The organism is Thermotoga neapolitana DSM 4359, assembly GCF_000018945.1.
Classification (GTDB): domain Bacteria; phylum Thermotogota; class Thermotogae; order Thermotogales; family Thermotogaceae; genus Thermotoga; species Thermotoga neapolitana.
Genome location: NC_011978.1, coordinates 1,273,834 through 1,292,618 on the forward strand (window position 1 = coordinate 1,273,834; position 18,785 = coordinate 1,292,618).

General features: G+C 50.0%; 17 protein-coding genes and 1 pseudogene. 4 read left to right on the forward strand and 14 right to left on the reverse strand.

Annotated elements, in window-relative coordinates:
• Positions 1-11 precede the first annotated feature (11 nt).
• From phoU to CTN_RS06580, 3 genes are read left to right on the forward strand one after another with little or no spacing between them, the layout of a single operon-like run.
• Positions 12-710, forward strand: coding sequence for a phosphate signaling complex protein PhoU (phoU, locus tag CTN_RS06570; protein WP_015919783.1), 699 nt, complete (start codon positions 12-14; stop codon positions 708-710).
• On the forward strand, positions 685-1,365 hold the full coding sequence (locus CTN_RS06575) for a response regulator transcription factor (protein WP_015919784.1): 681 nt from the start codon (positions 685-687) through the stop codon (positions 1,363-1,365). The genes phoU and CTN_RS06575 overlap by 26 nt, the downstream gene beginning before the upstream one ends.
• A complete protein-coding gene (locus CTN_RS06580; RefSeq protein WP_015919785.1) occupies positions 1,346-2,305 on the forward strand; it encodes a sensor histidine kinase in 960 nt (319 codons plus the stop codon). Before CTN_RS06575 ends, CTN_RS06580 begins: the two co-directional genes overlap by 20 nt.
• Here CTN_RS06580 and CTN_RS06585 read toward each other — a convergent pair.
• From CTN_RS06585 to aspC, 3 genes are read right to left on the reverse strand one after another with little or no spacing between them, the layout of a single operon-like run.
• On the reverse strand, positions 2,298-4,106 hold the full coding sequence (locus CTN_RS06585; protein WP_038067760.1) for an ATP-binding protein: 1,809 nt from the start codon (positions 4,104-4,106) through the stop codon (positions 2,298-2,300). The genes CTN_RS06580 and CTN_RS06585 overlap by 8 nt on opposite strands.
• Position 4,107: 1 nt before the next feature.
• Entirely contained in the window at positions 4,108-5,841 is a 1,734-nt protein-coding gene (locus CTN_RS06590; RefSeq protein ID WP_015919788.1) for an ABC transporter ATP-binding protein, read from the reverse strand.
• The gene (gene aspC, locus CTN_RS06595; protein ID WP_015919789.1) at positions 5,816-6,949 is read right to left on the reverse strand and encodes an aspartate aminotransferase; all 1,134 of its coding nucleotides are present in this window, start codon (positions 6,947-6,949) and stop codon (positions 5,816-5,818) included. Before aspC ends, CTN_RS06590 begins: the two co-directional genes overlap by 26 nt.
• A gap of 96 nt (positions 6,950-7,045) precedes the next feature.
• Between aspC and CTN_RS06600 the strand changes: the two genes are divergently transcribed.
• Positions 7,046-7,696: an HAD family hydrolase gene (locus CTN_RS06600; protein WP_038067763.1), complete on the forward strand. Its 651-nt coding sequence runs from the start codon at positions 7,046-7,048 to the stop codon at positions 7,694-7,696.
• On the opposite strand, the gene CTN_RS06605 is transcribed toward CTN_RS06600, so the two are convergent.
• The 11 genes and pseudogenes from CTN_RS06605 to CTN_RS06655 all read right to left on the reverse strand — a co-directional run bounded on the left by CTN_RS06605 (position 7,680) and on the right by CTN_RS06655 (position 18,679).
• A complete protein-coding gene (locus CTN_RS06605) occupies positions 7,680-9,410 on the reverse strand; it encodes an NAD+ synthase (RefSeq protein ID WP_038067766.1) in 1,731 nt (576 codons plus the stop codon). The two genes, CTN_RS06600 and CTN_RS06605, sit on opposite strands and share 17 nt — an antisense overlap.
• Entirely contained in the window at positions 9,361-9,954 is a 594-nt protein-coding gene (locus CTN_RS06610) for a hypothetical protein (protein WP_015919792.1), read from the reverse strand. Before CTN_RS06610 ends, CTN_RS06605 begins: the two co-directional genes overlap by 50 nt.
• Positions 9,947-10,891, reverse strand: a complete 945-nt coding sequence (gene purM, locus CTN_RS06615) for a phosphoribosylformylglycinamidine cyclo-ligase (RefSeq protein ID WP_015919793.1) — start codon at positions 10,889-10,891, stop codon at positions 9,947-9,949. Before purM ends, CTN_RS06610 begins: the two co-directional genes overlap by 8 nt.
• Entirely contained in the window at positions 10,888-12,081 is a 1,194-nt protein-coding gene (purD, locus tag CTN_RS06620) for a phosphoribosylamine--glycine ligase (protein ID WP_038067768.1), read from the reverse strand. The genes purM and purD overlap by 4 nt, the downstream gene beginning before the upstream one ends.
• 12 nt (positions 12,082-12,093) lie before the next feature.
• Positions 12,094-13,452, reverse strand: a complete 1,359-nt coding sequence (locus CTN_RS06625) for a bifunctional phosphoribosylaminoimidazolecarboxamide formyltransferase/inosine monophosphate cyclohydrolase (protein WP_015919795.1) — start codon at positions 13,450-13,452, stop codon at positions 12,094-12,096.
• A complete protein-coding gene (gene purN, locus CTN_RS06630; protein ID WP_038067771.1) occupies positions 13,433-14,050 on the reverse strand; it encodes a phosphoribosylglycinamide formyltransferase in 618 nt (205 codons plus the stop codon). Before purN ends, CTN_RS06625 begins: the two co-directional genes overlap by 20 nt.
• Entirely contained in the window at positions 14,011-15,306 is a 1,296-nt protein-coding gene (purF, locus tag CTN_RS06635) for an amidophosphoribosyltransferase (protein WP_015919797.1), read from the reverse strand. Before purF ends, purN begins: the two co-directional genes overlap by 40 nt.
• Before the next feature lie 6 nt (positions 15,307-15,312).
• Positions 15,313-17,124 carry a phosphoribosylformylglycinamidine synthase subunit PurL gene (gene purL / locus CTN_RS06640; protein WP_145971578.1) on the reverse strand — a complete coding sequence of 604 codons (1,812 nt, stop codon included), beginning with the start codon at positions 17,122-17,124 and terminating at the stop codon, positions 15,313-15,315.
• Complete coding sequence (purQ, locus tag CTN_RS06645; RefSeq protein ID WP_015919799.1) at positions 17,124-17,765, reverse strand: phosphoribosylformylglycinamidine synthase subunit PurQ; 642 nt, start codon at positions 17,763-17,765, stop codon at positions 17,124-17,126. Before purQ ends, purL begins: the two co-directional genes overlap by 1 nt.
• Positions 17,762-18,010: a phosphoribosylformylglycinamidine synthase subunit PurS gene (purS, locus tag CTN_RS06650; RefSeq protein WP_015919800.1), complete on the reverse strand. Its 249-nt coding sequence runs from the start codon at positions 18,008-18,010 to the stop codon at positions 17,762-17,764. Before purS ends, purQ begins: the two co-directional genes overlap by 4 nt.
• Positions 17,986-18,679, reverse strand: a pseudogene (locus tag CTN_RS06655) (phosphoribosylaminoimidazolesuccinocarboxamide synthase). The gene purS and the pseudogene CTN_RS06655 overlap by 25 nt, the downstream one beginning before the upstream one ends.
• Between the last annotated feature and the right edge of the window lie 106 nt (positions 18,680-18,785).

Consider the following 18,785-nt stretch of genomic DNA (forward strand, 5'->3'; position numbering starts at 1 on the left):
GAGGCGAAAGGATGGTGGACCACGTTCATTTCGAAAGGGAACTGACCCTTCTGAAATCGGACGTTTCAAAGATGCTCTTTCTTGTTTCAGAATCTCTGAACGATGCGATAGAAAGCCTCGAAACCATGAACGAGACCCTCGCAAAAAAAGTGCTCGACTCAGACGATATGATAGATGAACTGAACAGGGAGATAGAGGAAAAGGCCTATCAGATCATAGCAAGGTACAACCCCATCCTCAAACAGCTCAGATACATCATCACTATCCTGAAGTTTTCCAACGACCTGGAAAGGATCGGAGACCTTTCCTGCAACATCGCTGAGAAATGTCTGTTTCTCTCCGAAAGGAAGATCCGGTTTGAGATGCTGAAGGAAATAAAGGACATGTTCGGAAGTACACTGAGGGTGGTTCAGGACTCTTTCAAGGCCTTTGTCGAAGAAGACGTGGACTCTGCCTACAGGCTCTGGAAGTTCGACGACGTGATCGATGAGATGGAAAGAAGGATCAGAAGGCTTGTCGTGGAGAAGATAAAAGAGGACGGAATACCGGCTGAACTTGCCCTGGTGTACATCCTCATAGCACGGGACCTGGAGAGGATAGGAGACCATGCGAACAATCTCTGCGAGGAAGTCATATACATTGAGACGGGAAAAAACATGAGGGAATTTTTGCGGGGTGTAAAGGATGGCAGTGAGGGTTCTGATAGCTGAGGACGATGAGGACATAAGAGGTGTTTTGAAGAGGTACCTTGAGGCTGAAGGATACGAATGTGACGAAGCGGGTTCACTCTTTGATCTCAAAAAGAAACTCTCAGAGGGCGCCTACAACGTTCTCATTCTGGATCTTATGTTTCCAGACGGTGTTGCCATGGAAGAGATCCCGGAAATGAAGGTGTCTCACCCGGAAATGGCCATCATCATCGTTTCTGCAAGGGACAGAGACATGGATCGCATCTTTGGAATAGAACTCGGAGCGGATGATTACGTGACAAAACCGTTCAACCCCAGGGAAGTGATCGCCCGGGTGAAGGCTGTTCTGAGAAGAATGGGCAAAGATCAGAAGGTGTTAAGATTCGGAAAACTCGAGATCTTTCCCGAAGATTACGTTGTGAGATACGACGGTAGAAACGTTGAAATGACAGCGAAGGAATTCGAACTGTTGAAACTTCTTGCCTCCGCTCCTAACAAGATCTTTTCGAGGGAAGAGATCCTGAACAGAATCTGGGGGGATGACTATGTCTCCGACAGGGTGGTAGACGTTCACATCAGTGCCATTCGTTCCAAGATAGGAAAGAACTGGATAAAGACCGTAAGGGGCCTTGGATACAAATTCTCAACCCGGGGTGATGAGGGTGATCGATCTTGAAGATCTCGACACCATCAAAGAGGCGGTAGTGGTTTTGAACGAGTTGAAGGTGGTTTCGGCGAACAGATCCGGGGAAAGGTATGGTTTCAGAACGGGAAAGAGTCTGATATCTGTTTTCACCTGCAAAGAGATGGACAGAATCGTCAGCAGTATTCAGGAAAAGAAGGATTTCTCCATGGAAACCGATGCCTACTTTTTCGAACTTCAATCAAAAAGATTCGTTTCTTTCCATTTCCTTCCTCGAAAGAGCCTTCTTGTTGTGAACGATCTCACCGAGGAGAAAAAACTCAACGAAGCAAAACTAGACTTCGTTATGGCGGTGTCCCATGAACTCTTCACACCTCTTTCCGCTTCGAAGGCAAATCTGTTTCTTCTGAAGGATCTGGAGAAAGATCCTGAAAAACTCAAAATACTCGACAGGATAGACCGCTCCCTGGAGAGGATGGAGACGATCATCAGACAGCTGAAACTTCTCACTATGATACAGCTGGGCCTCTACGAACTCAAAGTGGAACAGGTACATGTGAAGGAAGTGTTCGAGAAATCCGTTGAGGATCTTCGCGAGAAAATAGAATCCAGAAAGATCAGAGTGAAGTTTTCTTCGGAAGTGGAGTCGATCAAAACCGATCGCTTCGTCTTTTACACGATCCTGAAGAACCTTCTCTCCAACGCCGTGAAATACTCGTACCCAGAGTCGGAGGTGGAAGTTTCCATATCGGAAAAGAAGATGACTGTGAAGGATCAGGGAATCGGGATAAAAGAGGAAGAGAAGGAAAGGATATTCGAGCGTTTCTACAGGGGATCGGAAGCTCCAAAGATGGCTCCTGGATCGGGCCTTGGACTTTCCATCGTGAAACACCTGTGCGACATGATGGGGTACAGGCTGGAATTCAAATCCCAGTGGCTTGTGGGATCAGAATTCACCGTCTGGTTCAGATGATGTATTCGTCATCTTCGTCTTCACCTTCTAGAACGTAGCCATCCTCTCTTGTGCACCAGGCCGGAAGTGGAAACTTCACCGTGAGAGGCAGGTTCAGAAACGGCTGATCCACTATCACTTCACCCTGCTTCAAAAGAGATGCTTTTCGTTTGTAGTGATCTGCAAGGTGCGAGTACTCCGGTTTCAGAAGTTCTGCTCCTTTTTGTCTTCCAACCACAACCGTGGCGGCCTGTGTGATCACCCTGTAGTCGACCTCGGAGGCGGTCTGTTCTGCTCCAATGAGGATCACCCTGAAAGACCTGCCGCGCTCTGCCACGTCTCTGAAGATGTTCGCAAGCGCACCACCACCGTGTCTTGGTGCGTACTTGTTGAGTTCATCGAGGAAGATGAAAACGGGCTGGGTGAAACCGTTGTTTGTCTCCTTTTCTCTCATCACTTCGGAAAGGATCGCACCGACAACGAACGCCTGGGCACGAGTTCTGAGTTTTGAGATGTCCACGACGGTCACCCTTCCGGGCACGTTCCAGTTGATCCTGTACTCCACCCCACCGATGGGATTCAGAGGAGGTTTTATCCACAGTCTGTCGAAGTCCATCTTCTGGGCGGTCTTCAGCCTTCGAATCAGCATGCTGATGGTCTGACGCTGGACGTTTTCTTTTTCCAGGTACTCTCTTGCCTTTCCTTCCTTCAGCTGGGTTATCAGATCATCGAGGTCAAGGGGAATGTCCACGATCTCTCCTTTAGAGGCAACGATTTCCCTCAACGCCTGAGAGGGAAGTTTCTGTTTGTCTTTGATGTAGCCCTTCCTCAGGAATTCCTGGTAGATCTCTTCCATTCTCTGGGTGAGATATTCCTGAAGTGACCACACCGCCAGCTGGAAGTTCTGGTTTTTGGCCATCTCGTCCGGATCGAACATGAGTTCCAGAAGATTCATTTCAACTATGTCGAAGACGTCCCAGCCGTAAACCTTCACTCCACTCATACGCTTGTTCACGGCAGGAACGTAGGTGCCCTTCTGTCTGCTTGGAGCGTAAAAGACCGCGTTTTCAAACGGTTTTGGCTCTATTCCGAGCACCCTGTACATCTCTTCCCACTTTTCCTTCTCCGCTGCCCATTCCTTTGAAGGGCGATCGAGAAACATCAAACTTTCTCCCTTAACGTTGAAGATGATGTACCTTGCTTCCCTCAGAAGTTCCATCAGTTCTCCCTGTGTTTTTCTGGACGTTTCCATCATCGACTTCACCAGGAACGTGGTGTAGGAGGTCTTCGCAGCCACACCGGACTGTCCCGAAACGTTGATGTGTGCCCCGTTGTCTCCCAGTATGTACCTCAGATCCAGGTAGGCAGGTTTGCCGTTCTTGAGGATGCCCACGGGGAGCGCCACGTTCTTGCTTTTCAGCTCGTCGAACCCAAGGGCTATGTCTATTTCTTCACCTTCCGCAAGGAACACGGGAGAACCAATGGCAGGAGGAATCTCCGGGGCCGTCTCGGAGAGTTTCCCATCTTTTTTCAGAAAGGACCTCGTCACCTTCACCCGTGCGATGTATATTGGGTAGGCTGGCTTCAGTCCTTCGAGTGCCACGTCCTCTTCGTAACCGTTTCTCAGTTCACCATCCCATCTGTTCTGTATGTCAACAACCACACCGTAGGTTACCACATCTCCGTAGCCCGATCTGTACTCCACCCTCACGATGTCCTCTATCTGGGCATGAGCCTGATGATCGCCTTCAGATACCATTCTCACGAAGAACTCGTAGGGATTGGATTCGAAGATACCCGTTACAACACCAACTCGTTTCATCTCATCCCCCCTCGATGAGCTGTTTCCTGTACATTCTGCTGTAGATCCCATCTCTGCTCAAAAGTTCTTCGTGCCTTCCTTCTTCTTTGATGAAACCATCGTCGAGAACGTATATCCTGTCGGCATCCTTCAGGACCTTCAGTCTGTGCGTTATCACGATGATCGTTTTTCCCTTCATGCTGTTCCTTATAGAGCTTATTATCTTTTCTTCTGTTTCTGGATCCACGGCGGAGAGACAGTCATCGAAGATGTAAACCTCGAAATCTCTGATCAGTGCTCGGGCTATCGTGATCCTCTGCCTCTGTCCACCCGAAAGGGTCACTCCGCGTTCACCAACGACGGTGTCGAATTTCTCTGGAAAACTCATGATGTCTTCATAGACAGCCGCGAGTTTCGTCACCCTCTCGATCTCTTTCTCGTCCACGTTTTTCATACCAACGGTTATGTTGTTTCGTATCGTGTCGGAAAACAGAAACGTTTCCTGAGGGACCAGGGTGAAGATTCTTCTCAGATCCTCAGAGGAAATGTCGTTTATATCCACTCCGTTTATGAATATCTTTCCCCTTTCCACAGGATACAGTTTCATGAGAAGCTTTGCGATCGTTGTCTTTCCGCTTCCCACACTTCCAACGATGCCGATCATCTCTCCTCTCTTCACCTTCATGTTGATGTTCTTCAGGACGGGTCGATCGGTTCCGGGGTACCTGTAGGTCAGATCTCTTATGATCACACTTTTGAAGTGATCTATTTTAACTGGTCTTTCCGGCTCTTTCACTTCCGGCTGGGCGGTGAAGATCGTGTCCATGCGACGCATGGCTGCCCTTCCTCTCTGGAACAGGTCCACCATGAAGCCGTAGGCCATCATGGGCCATATCAACATTCCCAGGTAGGAGTTGAAGGCGATGAAATCTCCAAGCGTGATCTTCTCGTTTATGACTGCTCTTCCTCCATAGAGAAGCGCAAGAAAGAACGAGGAAGAGGCAATCAGGGTGATGAGAGGACGAAACACACTGGAAACCTTTACCGCCCGGAGGGTATCCCTGAAGTTGACGTTTGCCTTTTCTTCGAATATCCCGAACGATACGTCCTCCGAGGAAAAGCTCTTCACGATTCGAATACCGTTTATCGTCTCTTCGGTGAAGCCCGAGAGTTCCGAAAACGAACGCTGGACGTCTGCCACCCTCCTGTGTATCAACCTTCCAAAACTCATGGAAGTTGGAACGAGAAGAAGGAGAGGGGCGAAACTGATCCATGCGAGCTTCCATCCGACGTTTCCTATCATGAAAATGAACACCATCAGGACCATGATGAAGGAGTCGAAAAGCAGAATGGCCCCCTGTCCGAGTACTCTCCTCAGAAGGCTCAGATCGTTGGTGAATCTTGCCATCAACTCTCCGCTTCTCATCCTGTCGAAGAAACCGGGAGTGAGGCTGAGCATCTTGGAGAACATCCTGTTCATGGTCTCAAGGAGGAAATACCTGGAAGCGCCACCGAGGAAATACCTCCAGAGAAACCTTCCAAGGAACATTCCGGATGCGGCCGCCATGATCCAGCCGATCATTATCTTCAGTTCTGCAAAGTTCATGGTCTCGGTGTTCAGACTGTCGACGATCTTTCCAACGATACGCGGAACGTAGACCTGCAGAAGGTCTACCATCACCAGTGCCAGAAATCCCAGAAGGTACTTGTACCAGTTCCTCTTCAGAAAATCAATGAGAATTGAGGAAGTCTTCAATTCTGTCCAGCGCCTCCGCAAGCCTTTCTGTGGAAATGGCAAAGGATAGTCTCACAAAACCAGGCTTCAGGAAAGAAGAACCCGGAACCAGCGCCACCTTTTTTTCTTCAAGAAGCCTCTCACAGAATTTCACATCGTCACCCGGCACCTTGAAGAAGAGATAGAACGCTCCCTGTGGCTCCACGAACTTCACGCCCATCTTTTTCAAGCGTTCCACCACGAGGTCCCTTCTCTCTTTGAAGACCTGAACCATATGGGAGTTGTCTACTTCTATCGCTTTGAGAGCGGCATACTGGGCAACCGTGTTGATGCAGGAGGTGGTGTGGGATTGAATCTTTGAAACAGCCGAAGCCAGTTCTCTGTTTGAGATCAGATATCCCACTCTCCAGCCGGTCATGGAGTGAGACTTTGAAAAGCCGTTTATGTACACCACCCGTTCGAAGTCTTTCGCTATGTCCAGTATCGACGTGTAGTTGTCTGTGTACACCAGAGAGTCGTAAACCTCATCGCTCACGATGTAAAAATGCATCTCCTCAGAAAGTCTCAGAAGCCCCTCCAGAAAGGATCTGCTGTAGACGACACCGGTGGGATTGTTCGGCGAGTTGATGAGAACGGCCTTCGTTTTTCCAACAAGAAGCCCTTCTACCTCTTCAAGACTGGGATGGAAATCGTTCTTCATGAACGTTTCCACGACCTTCACGGTGCCACCAGCAAGAAGTATCTGTGGAATGTAACTCACCCAGACAGGAGAGAACACGATCACTTCGTCACCGGGATCGAGCAGTGCCATGAACGTGTTGAAGAGTGCCTGCTTTGCTCCGTTCGTCACAACCACCTGATCCGGTGAGATTTCCTTTCCGTACCTTTCTCCTACCTTCTTCGCGATGGCCTCTCTCAGTTCGTAGATACCCCGAGGGTCCGTGTACTTTATCTGTCCCTTTTCCAGAAAGCTCTTTGCCGCTTCGAGGACGGGTTCTGGAGTGGGAAAGTCGGGCTCTCCTGCTGTGAGGTTTATGACGTCCTCTCCTTTTTTGATCAGTGCCTTGGCTTTTGCATCCAGTTCCATGGTTTTTGAAATGGGTATCTCTGAAATTCTCCTTGCTATCATCCGGAACCCTCCTGGTCATGTTTTCATAATTAATACTACCACAAAAAGACGATTTAAACTGTTTATGTTATCTTTGAATTGAAAGGAGGCGGTCGAATGGAAGCGGTGATTTTCGACATGGATGGAGTTTTGATGGACACAGAACCGCTCTACTTCGAGGCCTACAGGAGAGTCGCTGAAAGTTACGGAAAACCCTACACCGAGGAGATTCATAGAAAGATAATGGGAGTTCCGGAGAGGGAAGGTCTTCCCATTCTGATGGAACTTCTTGATATAGATGACTCTCTGGAAAACTTCAGAAAAAAGGTTCATGAGGAGAAAAGACGGGTCTTTTCCGAACTTTTGAAGGAAAACCCGGGAGTGAGGAAAGCCCTGGAGTTTGTGAAGAAAAAGGGCCTGAAACTCGCCCTTGCAACTTCCACTCCGCAGAAAGAGGCAATCGAAAGGTTGGAAAAGCTCAAACTGAAAGATTTCTTCGATGTGATGGTGTTCGGCGACCAGGTGAAGAGGGGAAAACCAGATCCAGAAATCTATCTGGTCACCCTGGAAAAGCTGAACGTGGATCCGAAAGAGGTGATCGTTTTTGAAGACTCAAAGAGCGGTGTAGAGGCCGCTCTCGGAGCGGGAATAGAGAAAGTCTACGGAGTGGTTCACTCTCTGAACGATGCTCAGGCGCTTCTTGAAGCGGGTGCGATACAACTGGTGAAACCGGAAGATATCCTGAGGGTTCTCAGAGAGGTTCTCTGAACCTGTTCGTTATGGGCATCCTCCAGTCCTTCCCGAAGGCCCTGGTTGAGATCTTCGTTCCGATGGCGGCCTGCTTTCTTTTGTACTCGTTCTTTCGTACCATCTCGGTCACTTCCACCACCATCTTCTTGTCGAATCCCTTGAGGGCGATCTCTTCAGGATCCAACCCCTCTTCTATGTAAAGTTTCAGTATCTCGTCAAGGATTTCGTAAGGTGGAAGTTTCTCCTGATCCGTCTGTCCTGGCCTGAGTTCGGCGGAAGGGGGCTTCACGAAGACGTTCTCCGGGATTATTTCCCTTCCCTTCCACTCGTTGTACCATCGCCCTATCCTGTACACGTCCGTCTTGTAAACGTCCTTTATGACTGCAAAACCGCCTGCCATATCTCCGTAGAGTGTGGCGTACCCTGTTGCCATCTCACTCTTGTTTCCTGTGGTGAGAACGAGCCAGCCGAACTTGTTCGAGAGTGCCATCAGGTAGTTTCCTCTTATTCTTGCCTGGATGTTCTCCTCCGTTATATCCGGCTCTTTGCCGGCAAAAACTTCCTTCAGGGCATCGAGGTACGACCTGAAAACATCGGTGATGGGTATGATGAACGTCTCTATTCCGAGGTTCTCTGCGAGTTTTTGAGCGTCCTCAAGGCTCGATTTTGAGGTGTACATAGACGGCATGAGAACACCTTTCACGTTCTCTTTTCCCAGGGCTTCCGTTGCTATGACCGCAACAAGAGAAGAGTCCATCCCTCCGCTGAGACCGATCACAACCTTTTCGAATCCGTTTTTCCTGACATAATCCCTCACACCTGTGACCAGTGCTCTGAACATCTCCTCTTCTCTCTTCGGTATCGGATGGATCAGTGGATCGAAGTGTGAAGACTTTCTGCGAAGTCCTCCCACATCGACGATCTTCACAGGGTAGTTCTGGGACCTCATGTACCTTCTTCTTGGGTCGAGAAGGGAAACTCTCAGATTTTCATCGAGATCAAGGTCCACCGTGATGATTTCCTCTTCGAAAAGTTTTCCGTAACTGATCACCTCTCCGGACGCGTCGACGACGATGCTTCCTCCGTCGAAAACGAGTTCATCCTGCCCTCCCACCATGTTGCAGTAGGCTATCGCCGTGTGGTAGTCGTACGCCTTCATCGAGAGATATTCTTTTCTCAAGCGTGGTTTTCCCACGTGGTAAGGCGAGGCAGAGAGGTTCGCCACGAGATGTACCCCTTCTCCGAGGGACAGGGATGCACTCGGCTCTACCGGATTCCAGATGTCTTCACAGATGGTGACACCTATCTTGACGTCGCCCATCTTCAAAACAAGAAGTTCTTCTCCTGGCTTGAAGTACCTTCTTTCGTCGAAAACACCGTAGTTTGGAAGGAACATCTTTCTGTAGACTCCAAGTACCTCTCCCCTCTTCAGGACGGCCGCGGCGTTGTACGCGTCTTCGTCGCTATCGATGAATCCCACAAGAACGGTCACTTCACAGCTTTTCGTGTGCGAGGCAAGTTCCAGAAGGTACCGCCTGTTTTCCCTCAGGAAAGAGAGCCTCAGCATGAGATCCTCCGGAGGATATCCGGGCAGGAAGAGTTCCGGAAAGATGAGAAGGTCACTGCCCCTTTCTTCCGCTGTTTTGAGGGCCTCTATCGCCTTTTTCAAATTTCCCTCAAAATCACCGAGAGTCGGATTGAGCTGAGCCAGTGTTACCCTGAGCTGTTTCATCTTTCATCCCCTCCAGAGAGTGAAAGAGGGCGTAGACAAACACCGTTCTCAGAAAGTTCGATGCGATGGAACCAGCAAAGGGTATGAACCACACGACGAACACGACTGCTGCTGCAAGGAACACTTCTACCGTTTTCTGCTTTCTGAAAACCAACCTGTAGCTTTCTGTCAGAACGGCTGAAACAGAATCGGTCTTTGCAGAAAGAAGCGGTACGAAGAACAGAAACATGAAGACCACAAAGGCTGGAAGAACAAAGAGAGAAAAGCCGATTCCCATCGCCATTCCGTAGAACGCGCTGAACACGAGGAGACTGAGAAAACTCTCTTTCTTTCGCTGTACGAGGATACTTCCAATCAGAACGGCCAGTATTGTTTCTTCGAAGAGCTTTATGGCGAAGAAGTCAAGATCCAGGAAATCGTACTTTCCAGCGAAAAGGTAGAGAACCTCTGCGACGAACCCCAGAACGAGCGCCAGCACGCTCACCACAGCAAGTTTCGTGTCCCTGATCAATTCCTGAAAACCCCTTACGATGTCCTCAAACACACCTATCCCCCCCACCTCCGTACTCTATCCTCCAGTCGGTATCGACCCTGCCAGCCACAACACCGTCCACTTTGCCGAGAACGTACTCTACGTTTTCCTTCTCCACGATCAAAAACATGCCGATTCCCATGTTGAAGGTGTTGATGGCTTCTTCGAATTCAACGTACTTCAGGATCCAGTCGATGAAATCCCTTCCCGGAAGAGAAACATGTGCCCCGAGGTTTCCAAGAACTCTCTTTAAGGCTCTGATGATACCACCACCGGTCACGTGTGCGATTCCCTTGACCCAATCGAACACATCGATGACTTCTCTGTATATTCGCGTTCCTTTCAGAAGGTCGAAATCCAGGCTTTCAGGTTCTATCTTCTCTTCTCTCAGTATCCTCCTTATGAGTGACCAGCCGTTCGAGTGAAAACCGGAAGAGGGAATTCCGACGATGATGTCTCCTTCCTTTATCGTATCAACCGGGATCTTCCTTTCCAGAACGCCAACGGCGAATCCCACGGCGTCCCAGTCTCCATGGTAGACGTCTGGCATCTCCGCGGTTTCTCCGCCGACCAGTTTGACACCCACGTTTTCAAGAACGTCCACGAGTTCTGTTATAAACTGCTCGTGTTCTTCGGATATCCTTTCCACACCGAGGTAGTCGAGGAAGGCAACGGGTCTTGCCCCAACACAGACCAGATCGTTGTAGTTCATTCCGACGAGATCTTCGGCGGCGTAGCGCCAGGTTCCATACTTTCTGTGGAGGATGAGCTTTGTTCCGATGCCGTCTGCCGTGACAGCGATCGGAGGTTCTGCGATTTTCAGCACAGCAGCGTACCCCGTTGGTTCCTTCATCAACCACTCTGGCAGTTTCACCACACTCTTTATCTTTCTGGAAAAGTTCTCTCCTCTTTCGACGTCAACTCCGGCATCCCGGTAAGTGTACTTCACGAGGCGATATCCCTCCTGTACATCTTTCCTTCGAATTGTACCCTTTCAGCGAGTTCATAGGCTTTTTTTCTTGCCTCCTCTCTGGTTGCACCAGATCCCATGCAGTGAAGCACCCTTCCACCTGCTGTTACCAGTTTCCCGTCTTTCTCCGCAACTCCAGCAAAGAAGATGAGACCGTCTTCTGGAAGTGTGATTTCCTTTCCTTTTTCAGGGTTGTCCGGGTAGCCCTTCGATGCCAGAACCACGTCCACGGCGAATCCGTTTGGTCTGATCGCTTCCATTCTACCACCTCTGTAGCCTTCCAGAACGGCGTTAACGAAAGCTTCAGGATTCAGAACCACGATCACTTCTGTTTCAGGATCTCCCAGTCTTACGTTGTATTCAAGGATGTAGGGATCACCGTCGTGCAACATCAGGCCGAGATACAGAAAACCCCGGTAGGTATAACCTTCTTTTTCCACTCCCCAGAGCGTCTTATCGAAGAGTTCCTCTATCTTCGAGACCGTCTCCTGCGATACGCTCACGGGACCCCACGACCCCATACCACCCGTGTTGGGTCCTCTGTCGTTGTCCAGCAGCCGCTTGTAATCTCTGACGAAGGGAAGTATCACGAAATCTCTTCCGTTGACGATCGCCATGGCGGAAAGTTCTTCTCCCTCCAGGTATTCATCGATCACCACGGGTCCTTTGACACCTTTTATGAGCTCTCCCGTGATGAGTTTTGATCCCTTCTCGATTGCCTCTTCTTCCGAGTCAAGGATCAGGACACCCTTACCGCGTGCCAGACCGTCTGCCTTTATCACGTACGGAGGGGAAAATTTCTTTATCTTTTCCTTCAATTCCTCCGGGGTTTCTGCCACTTCGAAGCGAGCGGTTCTTATACCGTACTTTTTCATGAAACGCTTGGCGAAGACCTTGGAACCCTCAAGCCTTGCAACTTCCTTTATTGGACCGAAAACGTTCGATTTCCAGTTCGCAACACCTTCTACAAGGTATTCTTCAGAGCCCGGTATGATGACGTCTTCATCTGATATTCCCTTTATCGTCTTTTCTCCTTCGTAGGGGTGGTTTGTTCCATCTCTTTTTGTTCCGGCGTTTCCCGGATAAAAGTGAACCTCATAACCCTGCTGGGAGAATGCCCATCCTATGGCGTGTTCTCTTCCACCTGATCCAAGGATGTGTACCCTCATACGTCTCACCTCTCAGTGTCTGAAGACCCTGCTGGGGGCTTTGTAGAAGGTGAGCCCGAGTTCTTTGGCCTTTGAGAGAACTTCTTCGTCCCTTATGGATCCGAGGGGCGCGACAACGGCCTTCACCCCAGCCTGAGCGAGTATCTCCAGCGAGTCGGGGAATGGGAAGAAGGCATCGGAAGCCGCTATTGCTCCTTTTGCTTTCTCTTTTGCCATCACCGTGGCGATCCAGGCGGCTCTCTTCCTGGAAGGCTGCCCGCTTCCTATTCCCACAGTCACACCGTCCTTGACTATGAGAACGGCGTTCGACTTTACACCTTCCACCACCCTGTAAGCGAAATCCAGGTCTTCGAGTTCCTTCTCAGAAAGGGGTTCTCCCACGACGAGTTCGAAATCTCCATCCGGATATTTTCTTTCACTCAGAACGAGGGCACCGAAGGCCATCTTTCCGGCCGTAGGGGTGTAATCTTCGGGTTTGAGAAGTCTCACCTTTTTCTTCGACAGTATCTCGACGGCCTCTTTCGTGAAGGATGGGGCAACGATCACCTCGAGGTACTTCTTCAGGGATGATGCCACCTCGTCGTCCATCTCGAAGTTCACAGCGAGGATACCACCAAAGCTCGACTCGTCGTCTGCTTCTATGGCTTTCTTCACAACCTCCACCCTGTCTTCACCGATCGCAGCTCCACAGGGGGACTGGTGTTTCACAACGACTGCCCCCGTTTTTGGCAGATTTTTTGCCACGAACCATGCATTCTCCGCGTCCAGGATGTTGTTGAACGATATTGTCTTTCCCTCGTGGAGAATCTCAAAGGCGGGTTTTCCATACACGAAAGCCCTTTCGTGTGGGTTTTCACCGTATCTCAACTTGAGATCCTCTCTTCTGAAGGAAAGGGACACTCCTTCGATGAACTGGTTTGCCCTCACGGAATCGTATGCGCTGGTGAACGCGAAGGTCATTCCGGCAAGATACTTCCTTGTTTCCTCATCGTCCTTTTCGATGGCAAGTTTCAGGGTTTCCATGTCAAAAGCGGGTTTTACCTTCCTCCAGTTTTTTGCCGCCGCACGAAGAAGAGCCACACCGCCTATGTCGATATCAGGAGGTGGATAGAGGTCCACGAAGACCACATCCCACCTTGGCTCTGGTCCCAGGATCCCCGCGAATATTTCCGGATGCAGCGTTTTCACCAGCCCGCCGAGGAGGTTTTCAAAGCCCGTGATGGTGCTCACGTCGTTTGCCTCTACGCCGTTTTCTTTCAAAAACTTCGCCGTCCCAGAACTTGCCCAGATCTCCCATCCTTCCTCATGGAGTTTCTTCAACACGTCCAGGTACTTTTCTTTCTCGTACAGACTAACCAATATCCTCTTCAAGGATAACCCTCCTTCCTTCTGTTCTCCACTTTCCTTCGAGGACCTTCTGTATAACTATCGGGTAGTAACGGTGCTCTATCCTGTGTATCTCTTCCTCGAGTTTCTCCAGTGACCAGTCCTTTTTTATCTCCAGGGCTTTCTGGAAGATGATGGGGCCGGTGTCCACACCCTCGTCAACGAAATGGATGGTGATCCCCGTGACCTTCACACCGTATTCGTAGGCCTTCTCTATGGCGTGCATTCCAGGAAAGGCAGGAAGAAGCGATGGGTGGATGTTCACTATCTTCCACTGCCATCTCCTCACTATCTCCGGTGGGAGAATCCTCATGAAGCCAGCAAGAACGATCAGATCTGGCTTGAGTTCTTCGAGTCTTTCGCTCAAAGACTTCTGCCAGGGTTTTTCCAGTTTTTTCCAGCGCACTTTCAGTTTCTTTGCCCTCTCGATGGCAAAGCACTCTCTGTCCACCAGAAGTTCCTGAACTTCTGCCTTCAGGACTCCGTCCCGTGAGGCCTTCACGATCGCTTCGAAGTTGCTTCCGTTTCCCGATGCAAGCACCACTAGTCGTGGAAGTACTCCCCGCTGAAGCACGCCACACACAGTTCATTCCTCCCGATGGCTCTCTTCAAACCTTCGAGTGACAGGTAGAAGAGAGAATCTGCGTTGACGATCTTCTTGACTTCCTCCACATCCCGTTCTCCTGCGACGAGTTCCTTCTTGCGGGCCGTATCGATGCCGTAGTAACACGGGAAACGAACGGGTGGGGAATGGATCCCCACGTGAACTTCCCTTGCCCCAGCCTCCCTCAGTATCTTCACAATGATTCCCATTGTGGTTCCCCTGACGATCGAATCGTCTATGACCACAACCCTCTTTCCGCGCACCACGTCTTCTATTGGAACCAATTTTTTCTTCACTATCTTTTCTCTGTCCACGGGCATTATGAAACTTCTTCCCACGTATCGATTCCTCATCAGTCCGATGTCCAGAGGAATGCCGGAAGCGGAAGAAAATCCCATGGCTCCGGAGAGTCCAGAATCGAGCACAGGAACAACAACATCGGCCTCTATCGGGTTTTCTCTGAAGAGTTCTTCACCCATTCTGTAACGTGCAATATGAACACTCTGACCGAGGAAGTGACTGTCTGGTCTTGCAAAGTAGATGAACTCGAACGAACAGAATCTCCTTTCTTTGCTGCTGAATTTCACTTTTTCTTCACCTTTGTTTGTGAAAAACACTACGGTTCCAGGAGGGATCTCCTCCACATCCTCCACTCCTATGGCCTTCAGCGCAGCATCCTCAGATGCCACCACCACACCTTCTCCGTATCTTCCATAGAACAGAGGACGGATGCCGTAAGGATCCCTTGCTGCTGCGAGGAATTCTTCGTGGAGGATCAAAAGGGAGTACGCAAGAGGAATCTTTTTCAGTGCCTTGACGATGGAAGTTTTTATATCACCCTCACTCATCGATATGAGATGAAGGAAGATTTCAGTATCAAGGGTGCTCTGGAAAACGGCACCTTTTTCCTGAAGCATATCTATCCATTTTTCTCCGTTCGGTATATTCCCGTTGTGGGCAACCGCGATCCTTCCCTTTCGTGTGAAAGCAACGATGGGTTGGATGTCTTCAAGAGAGCCAGCCGTCGAATATCTCACGTGTCCTATTCCTTTTTCCGCATCTTCCCATCTGTCCTCTGTGAGAACGGTGTCCACAAGGCCTTTTCCCTTTATCGTTTTGAAACCGTCGACGACCACACCTGCACTTTCCTGCCCTCTGTGTTGAAGACCAAGGAGGACATCGTGAAGCACTGAGAAGGCGTCTTTCACGTTCCAGACCCCTGCGATTCCGCACATTTCAGGTCACCTCGAAACGGTACCTATCTCCCTCACAGGAACACTCACAGCGGGAGTTTTTTCGGAGAACACCAGGATCATCTGATGTGCAGGTTCTACCTTTAGAAGTTTCAAATCGATCTTCAGTCCGAACTCTTTGAAACTTTCCACGTGCGTTTTCGTCAGAAGGTGAGATGAGGCAAGGATGAAAGATCCCTCGTCTGCGAGTTTCTTTATGACCTTCCAGAGTTCTTTCTCCCTTTCCAGTTCGAAATCCGGCCAGCCAACTGCGAAAACTCTTGAGGGCCCTGGTTTTACCACCTTCTGTGGATCCACCCTTCCGAGCATTCCCACAACTAGTGTGGGGGGTATGGGTTTTCCCCTGTACGTGTTGTAGAGTGAGGCGTTTCCAGAGGCCACGGGCACACCGGAAAATTCACAGGCATCTTTCAGAGCCGTCATCATCGCAGAGAGCCCAGCTGGATCGACATCGGGATCTCCGTAGTTCACACAGTTCGTTATGGCAAGGGGAGTGGCACCAACTGCAAGAGTCTTTCTCACGCTCTCCAGAACGGCTATGAAGGTACCCCAGTAGGTGTCCTGAATGGCCAGGTCTGCCCTGCTGTGTGTGACGAGGGAGTATCCACTGTTTCCCTTTATTCTCATGACCGCAGCTCCAAATCCTGGAGGAAGAACGGTGTCTGTTCCCACCATGTGATCGTACTGTTCGAAGACCTCTCTGGCGTTCACTTCCTCGAATTTCAGCGTATCGAACTTTGGGATCTCTCCAGGTTTGTACTCTACGATCTCCTCTTCCGGTGCGTTCGCAAGAAGTTGAACGGGTACCTCCATCACTAACTGATCCTTGTAGAGTACCCTGTAAATGGGATCTTTGATCACTTCAGCGACGACACCGCCGAAGAGAAGGTGTTCTTTTGCAATCTCCAGTATGCGAACTGCCTTTTCAGGGGAGGTGACCACCGCCATTCTCTCCTGACTTTCGCTTATGAGGATCTCCCAGGGTTCCATATCGGGTTCCCTGAGCGGTACACGGTCAAGGTGTACAATTGCTCCAAGACCGCCCTTTGCCACGAGTTCGGACGTGGCAGACAGCACACCACCTGCTCCAAGGTCCTGTGCTCCCTCAACGAGGCCCTCTTCCACCATCTTTAAAAATGCTTCTATGAGCATCTTTTCAGCGAATGGGTCTCCAACCTGTATCGAAAGCTTTGTAGCTTTTTCTCCCGTGAGGTCTTCCGAGGCAAAAGACGCCCCGTGTATTCCGTCTCTTCCCGTTGCCCCACCGAAAACGACGATGACCTGTCCCGGTCTGGTTGCTTTTGAATCGACCAGCATATCGTTTCTCACGACACCCGCTGCGAGCACGTTGACGAGTGGATTGTGTTCGTACAGAGGTGATATCCTGAGTTCTCCTCCGACCGTTGGGACCCCTATTGAATTTCCGTAGTCGGCTATTCCCTCGATGATACCGTCTATGATCCGGGCCATATGCAGTGAGTCGAAGATCGCTGTGGGACGTGCACCCATTGCGAGCACATCCCTGATGATGCCCCCAACACCCGTTGCCGCTCCGTTGTAAGGTTCGATCGCACTCGGGTGGTTGTGGCTCTCTATTTTGAAGGCGATCGAATAGTAGTCGTCGAGATTCACAACACCCGCATTTCCTTCAAAGCCCGTTTTTGGAAGCTTTTTTATGTACTTCTTCGTGTGGGAGTATCCGCAGTGTTCACTCCACATGACAGAGAACGCCTGAAGCTCGACGAAGGTAGGTTCCCTTCCAAGCTCCCTCTTCAGGATGTCCAGATATCTCAACTTCATCACCTCTTCAAGTAGTTGAGGATGGACTGAAAAACCTTTCTGCCGTCTTCGCCACCGAGGAGGTTCTCGACGGCCCTTTCGGGATGGGGCATGAGTCCGAAGATGTTTTTCTCTTCGTTGAAGATTCCTGCGATTCTCTCATCGGATCCGTTCACGTTTTCAACGTATCTCAGAGCCACGTTCACCTCGTCTATCTTCACGTACCTTCCAAACCTGTGGGCAATTGGAATCCTGATTCTTTCGCCAGGAGTGAAGGCGTTTGTGAAGGGAGAGTTCGTGTCTTCAACGGTGAGATCAACCCACTTGCAGATGAACTTTCCCGAGGAGTTTTGAAGAAGCGCCCCCTTGAGAAGTCCCATCTCTATGAGGATCTGAAAACCGTTGCAGATTCCCATTATCAGTTTTCCTTTTTCTGCCGCTTTCCTGATTTCGGAGGCGATCTTTTCTCTTGCAGCCACAGCACCGGGACGCAGGTAGTCTCCATAGGAAAAGCCTCCGGGAAGAATGATCAATTCGTAATCGTCGAGCCTGTCATCCAGTCCCACGAACCTGGGTTCGAATCCGTTTATCTCGAGGGCATAGTGAGCGTCTCTGTCGCAGTTGGATCCCGGGTAAACCACCACACACGCTTTCGGTTTCACAGCTCCCTCACCTCATACTCTTCCACTACGGGGTTTACCAGGAGTTCTTCGCAGGCTCTCTTCACGATTTCGTACGCCTTTTCTCTGTCTTCTGCCTCCACTTCCAGGTGGATGGATTTTCCCAGCCTCAGCCTCTTCACGGGCAGGTTTTTCTCTTCTCTCAACACGCGCTCGATCGTCTCTCCACGTGGATCCCTGATGTTGCTTCTGTACTGAACGTCTACTGCAAACTTAAAGATCGGCAAAGTTCAAGCACCTCCCTGTACTTTTTCATGGGATCACCAAGGTCTCTTCTGTACACATCTTTATCGAAGATCTCACCCTTTTTTCTCAGCCTGAAGGTATCGGGAGAGATCTCGTCCCCCAGAACGACTTCACCGTTTTTGTCGAGCCCGAACTCGTACTTTATGTCCCAGAGTTCAAAGCCACCTTTCTCGAAGAACTCCTTCAGGGCGAGTGTGGCCTTCACGGGCCGTTTCTTTCATCTTTTCTGCCTGATCTTTCGTTGCAATTTTCAGTATCTCCAGATGATCTACACACACCATCGGGTCGTGTCTTTCGTCGTCTTTTATGAAGAATTCCACAAGAGGAAACGGCAGGTCTTCACCTTCAACTCCTCCATACCTTCTCACAAAAGAGCCTGCCTTCTTCAGCCTCACAACAACTTCTAGCGGAAACATTTTGAGGGGAACGGCTTTGAGGGTTCGTGGAGGGACGTACTCGATGAGGTGGGTTCTGATACCTTTCTTGGAGAGATAATCCATGAGGATCGCTGTCGTTTCTGCACAGATGGAGCCCTTGTTGGTCATCACATCGTGTTTCAGTCCATCACCGGCCGTTATATCGTCTTTGAACTCGATGAGGGCGTGGCCTTCAACGACCTTAACAATTTTCGTCTTGCCCTCGTAGTACACACGCTCGCCTCCCCGCCCTTTTTGAAGATTCTATACTCGCATCATGAATGGAAATTACATGGCAGGTAAACTCTTTGAAAAAAACAGAAAAACGGGAGCAAGGCTC

What these genes read in the sequence shown, in the direction of transcription:
- phoU (WP_015919783.1), top strand. Translation starts at nt 12, where the DNA reads ATGGTGGACCACGTTCATTTCGAAAGGGAACTGACCCTTCTGAAATCG.
- CTN_RS06575 (WP_015919784.1), top strand. Translation starts at nt 685, where the DNA reads ATGGCAGTGAGGGTTCTGATAGCTGAGGACGATGAGGACATAAGAGGT.
- CTN_RS06580 (WP_015919785.1), top strand. Translation starts at nt 1,346, where the DNA reads ATGAGGGTGATCGATCTTGAAGATCTCGACACCATCAAAGAGGCGGTA.
- CTN_RS06585 (WP_038067760.1), bottom strand. Translation starts at nt 4,106, where the DNA reads ATGAAACGAGTTGGTGTTGTAACGGGTATCTTCGAATCCAATCCCTAC.
- aspC (WP_015919789.1), bottom strand. Translation starts at nt 6,949, where the DNA reads ATGATAGCAAGGAGAATTTCAGAGATACCCATTTCAAAAACCATGGAA.
- CTN_RS06600 (WP_038067763.1), top strand. Translation starts at nt 7,046, where the DNA reads ATGGAAGCGGTGATTTTCGACATGGATGGAGTTTTGATGGACACAGAA.
- CTN_RS06605 (WP_038067766.1), bottom strand. Translation starts at nt 9,410, where the DNA reads ATGAAACAGCTCAGGGTAACACTGGCTCAGCTCAATCCGACTCTCGGT.
- purD (WP_038067768.1), bottom strand. Translation starts at nt 12,081, where the DNA reads ATGAGGGTACACATCCTTGGATCAGGTGGAAGAGAACACGCCATAGGA.
- purF (WP_015919797.1), bottom strand. Translation starts at nt 15,306, where the DNA reads ATGTGCGGAATCGCAGGGGTCTGGAACGTGAAAGACGCCTTCTCAGTG.
- purL (WP_145971578.1), bottom strand. Translation starts at nt 17,124, where the DNA reads ATGAAGTTGAGATATCTGGACATCCTGAAGAGGGAGCTTGGAAGGGAA.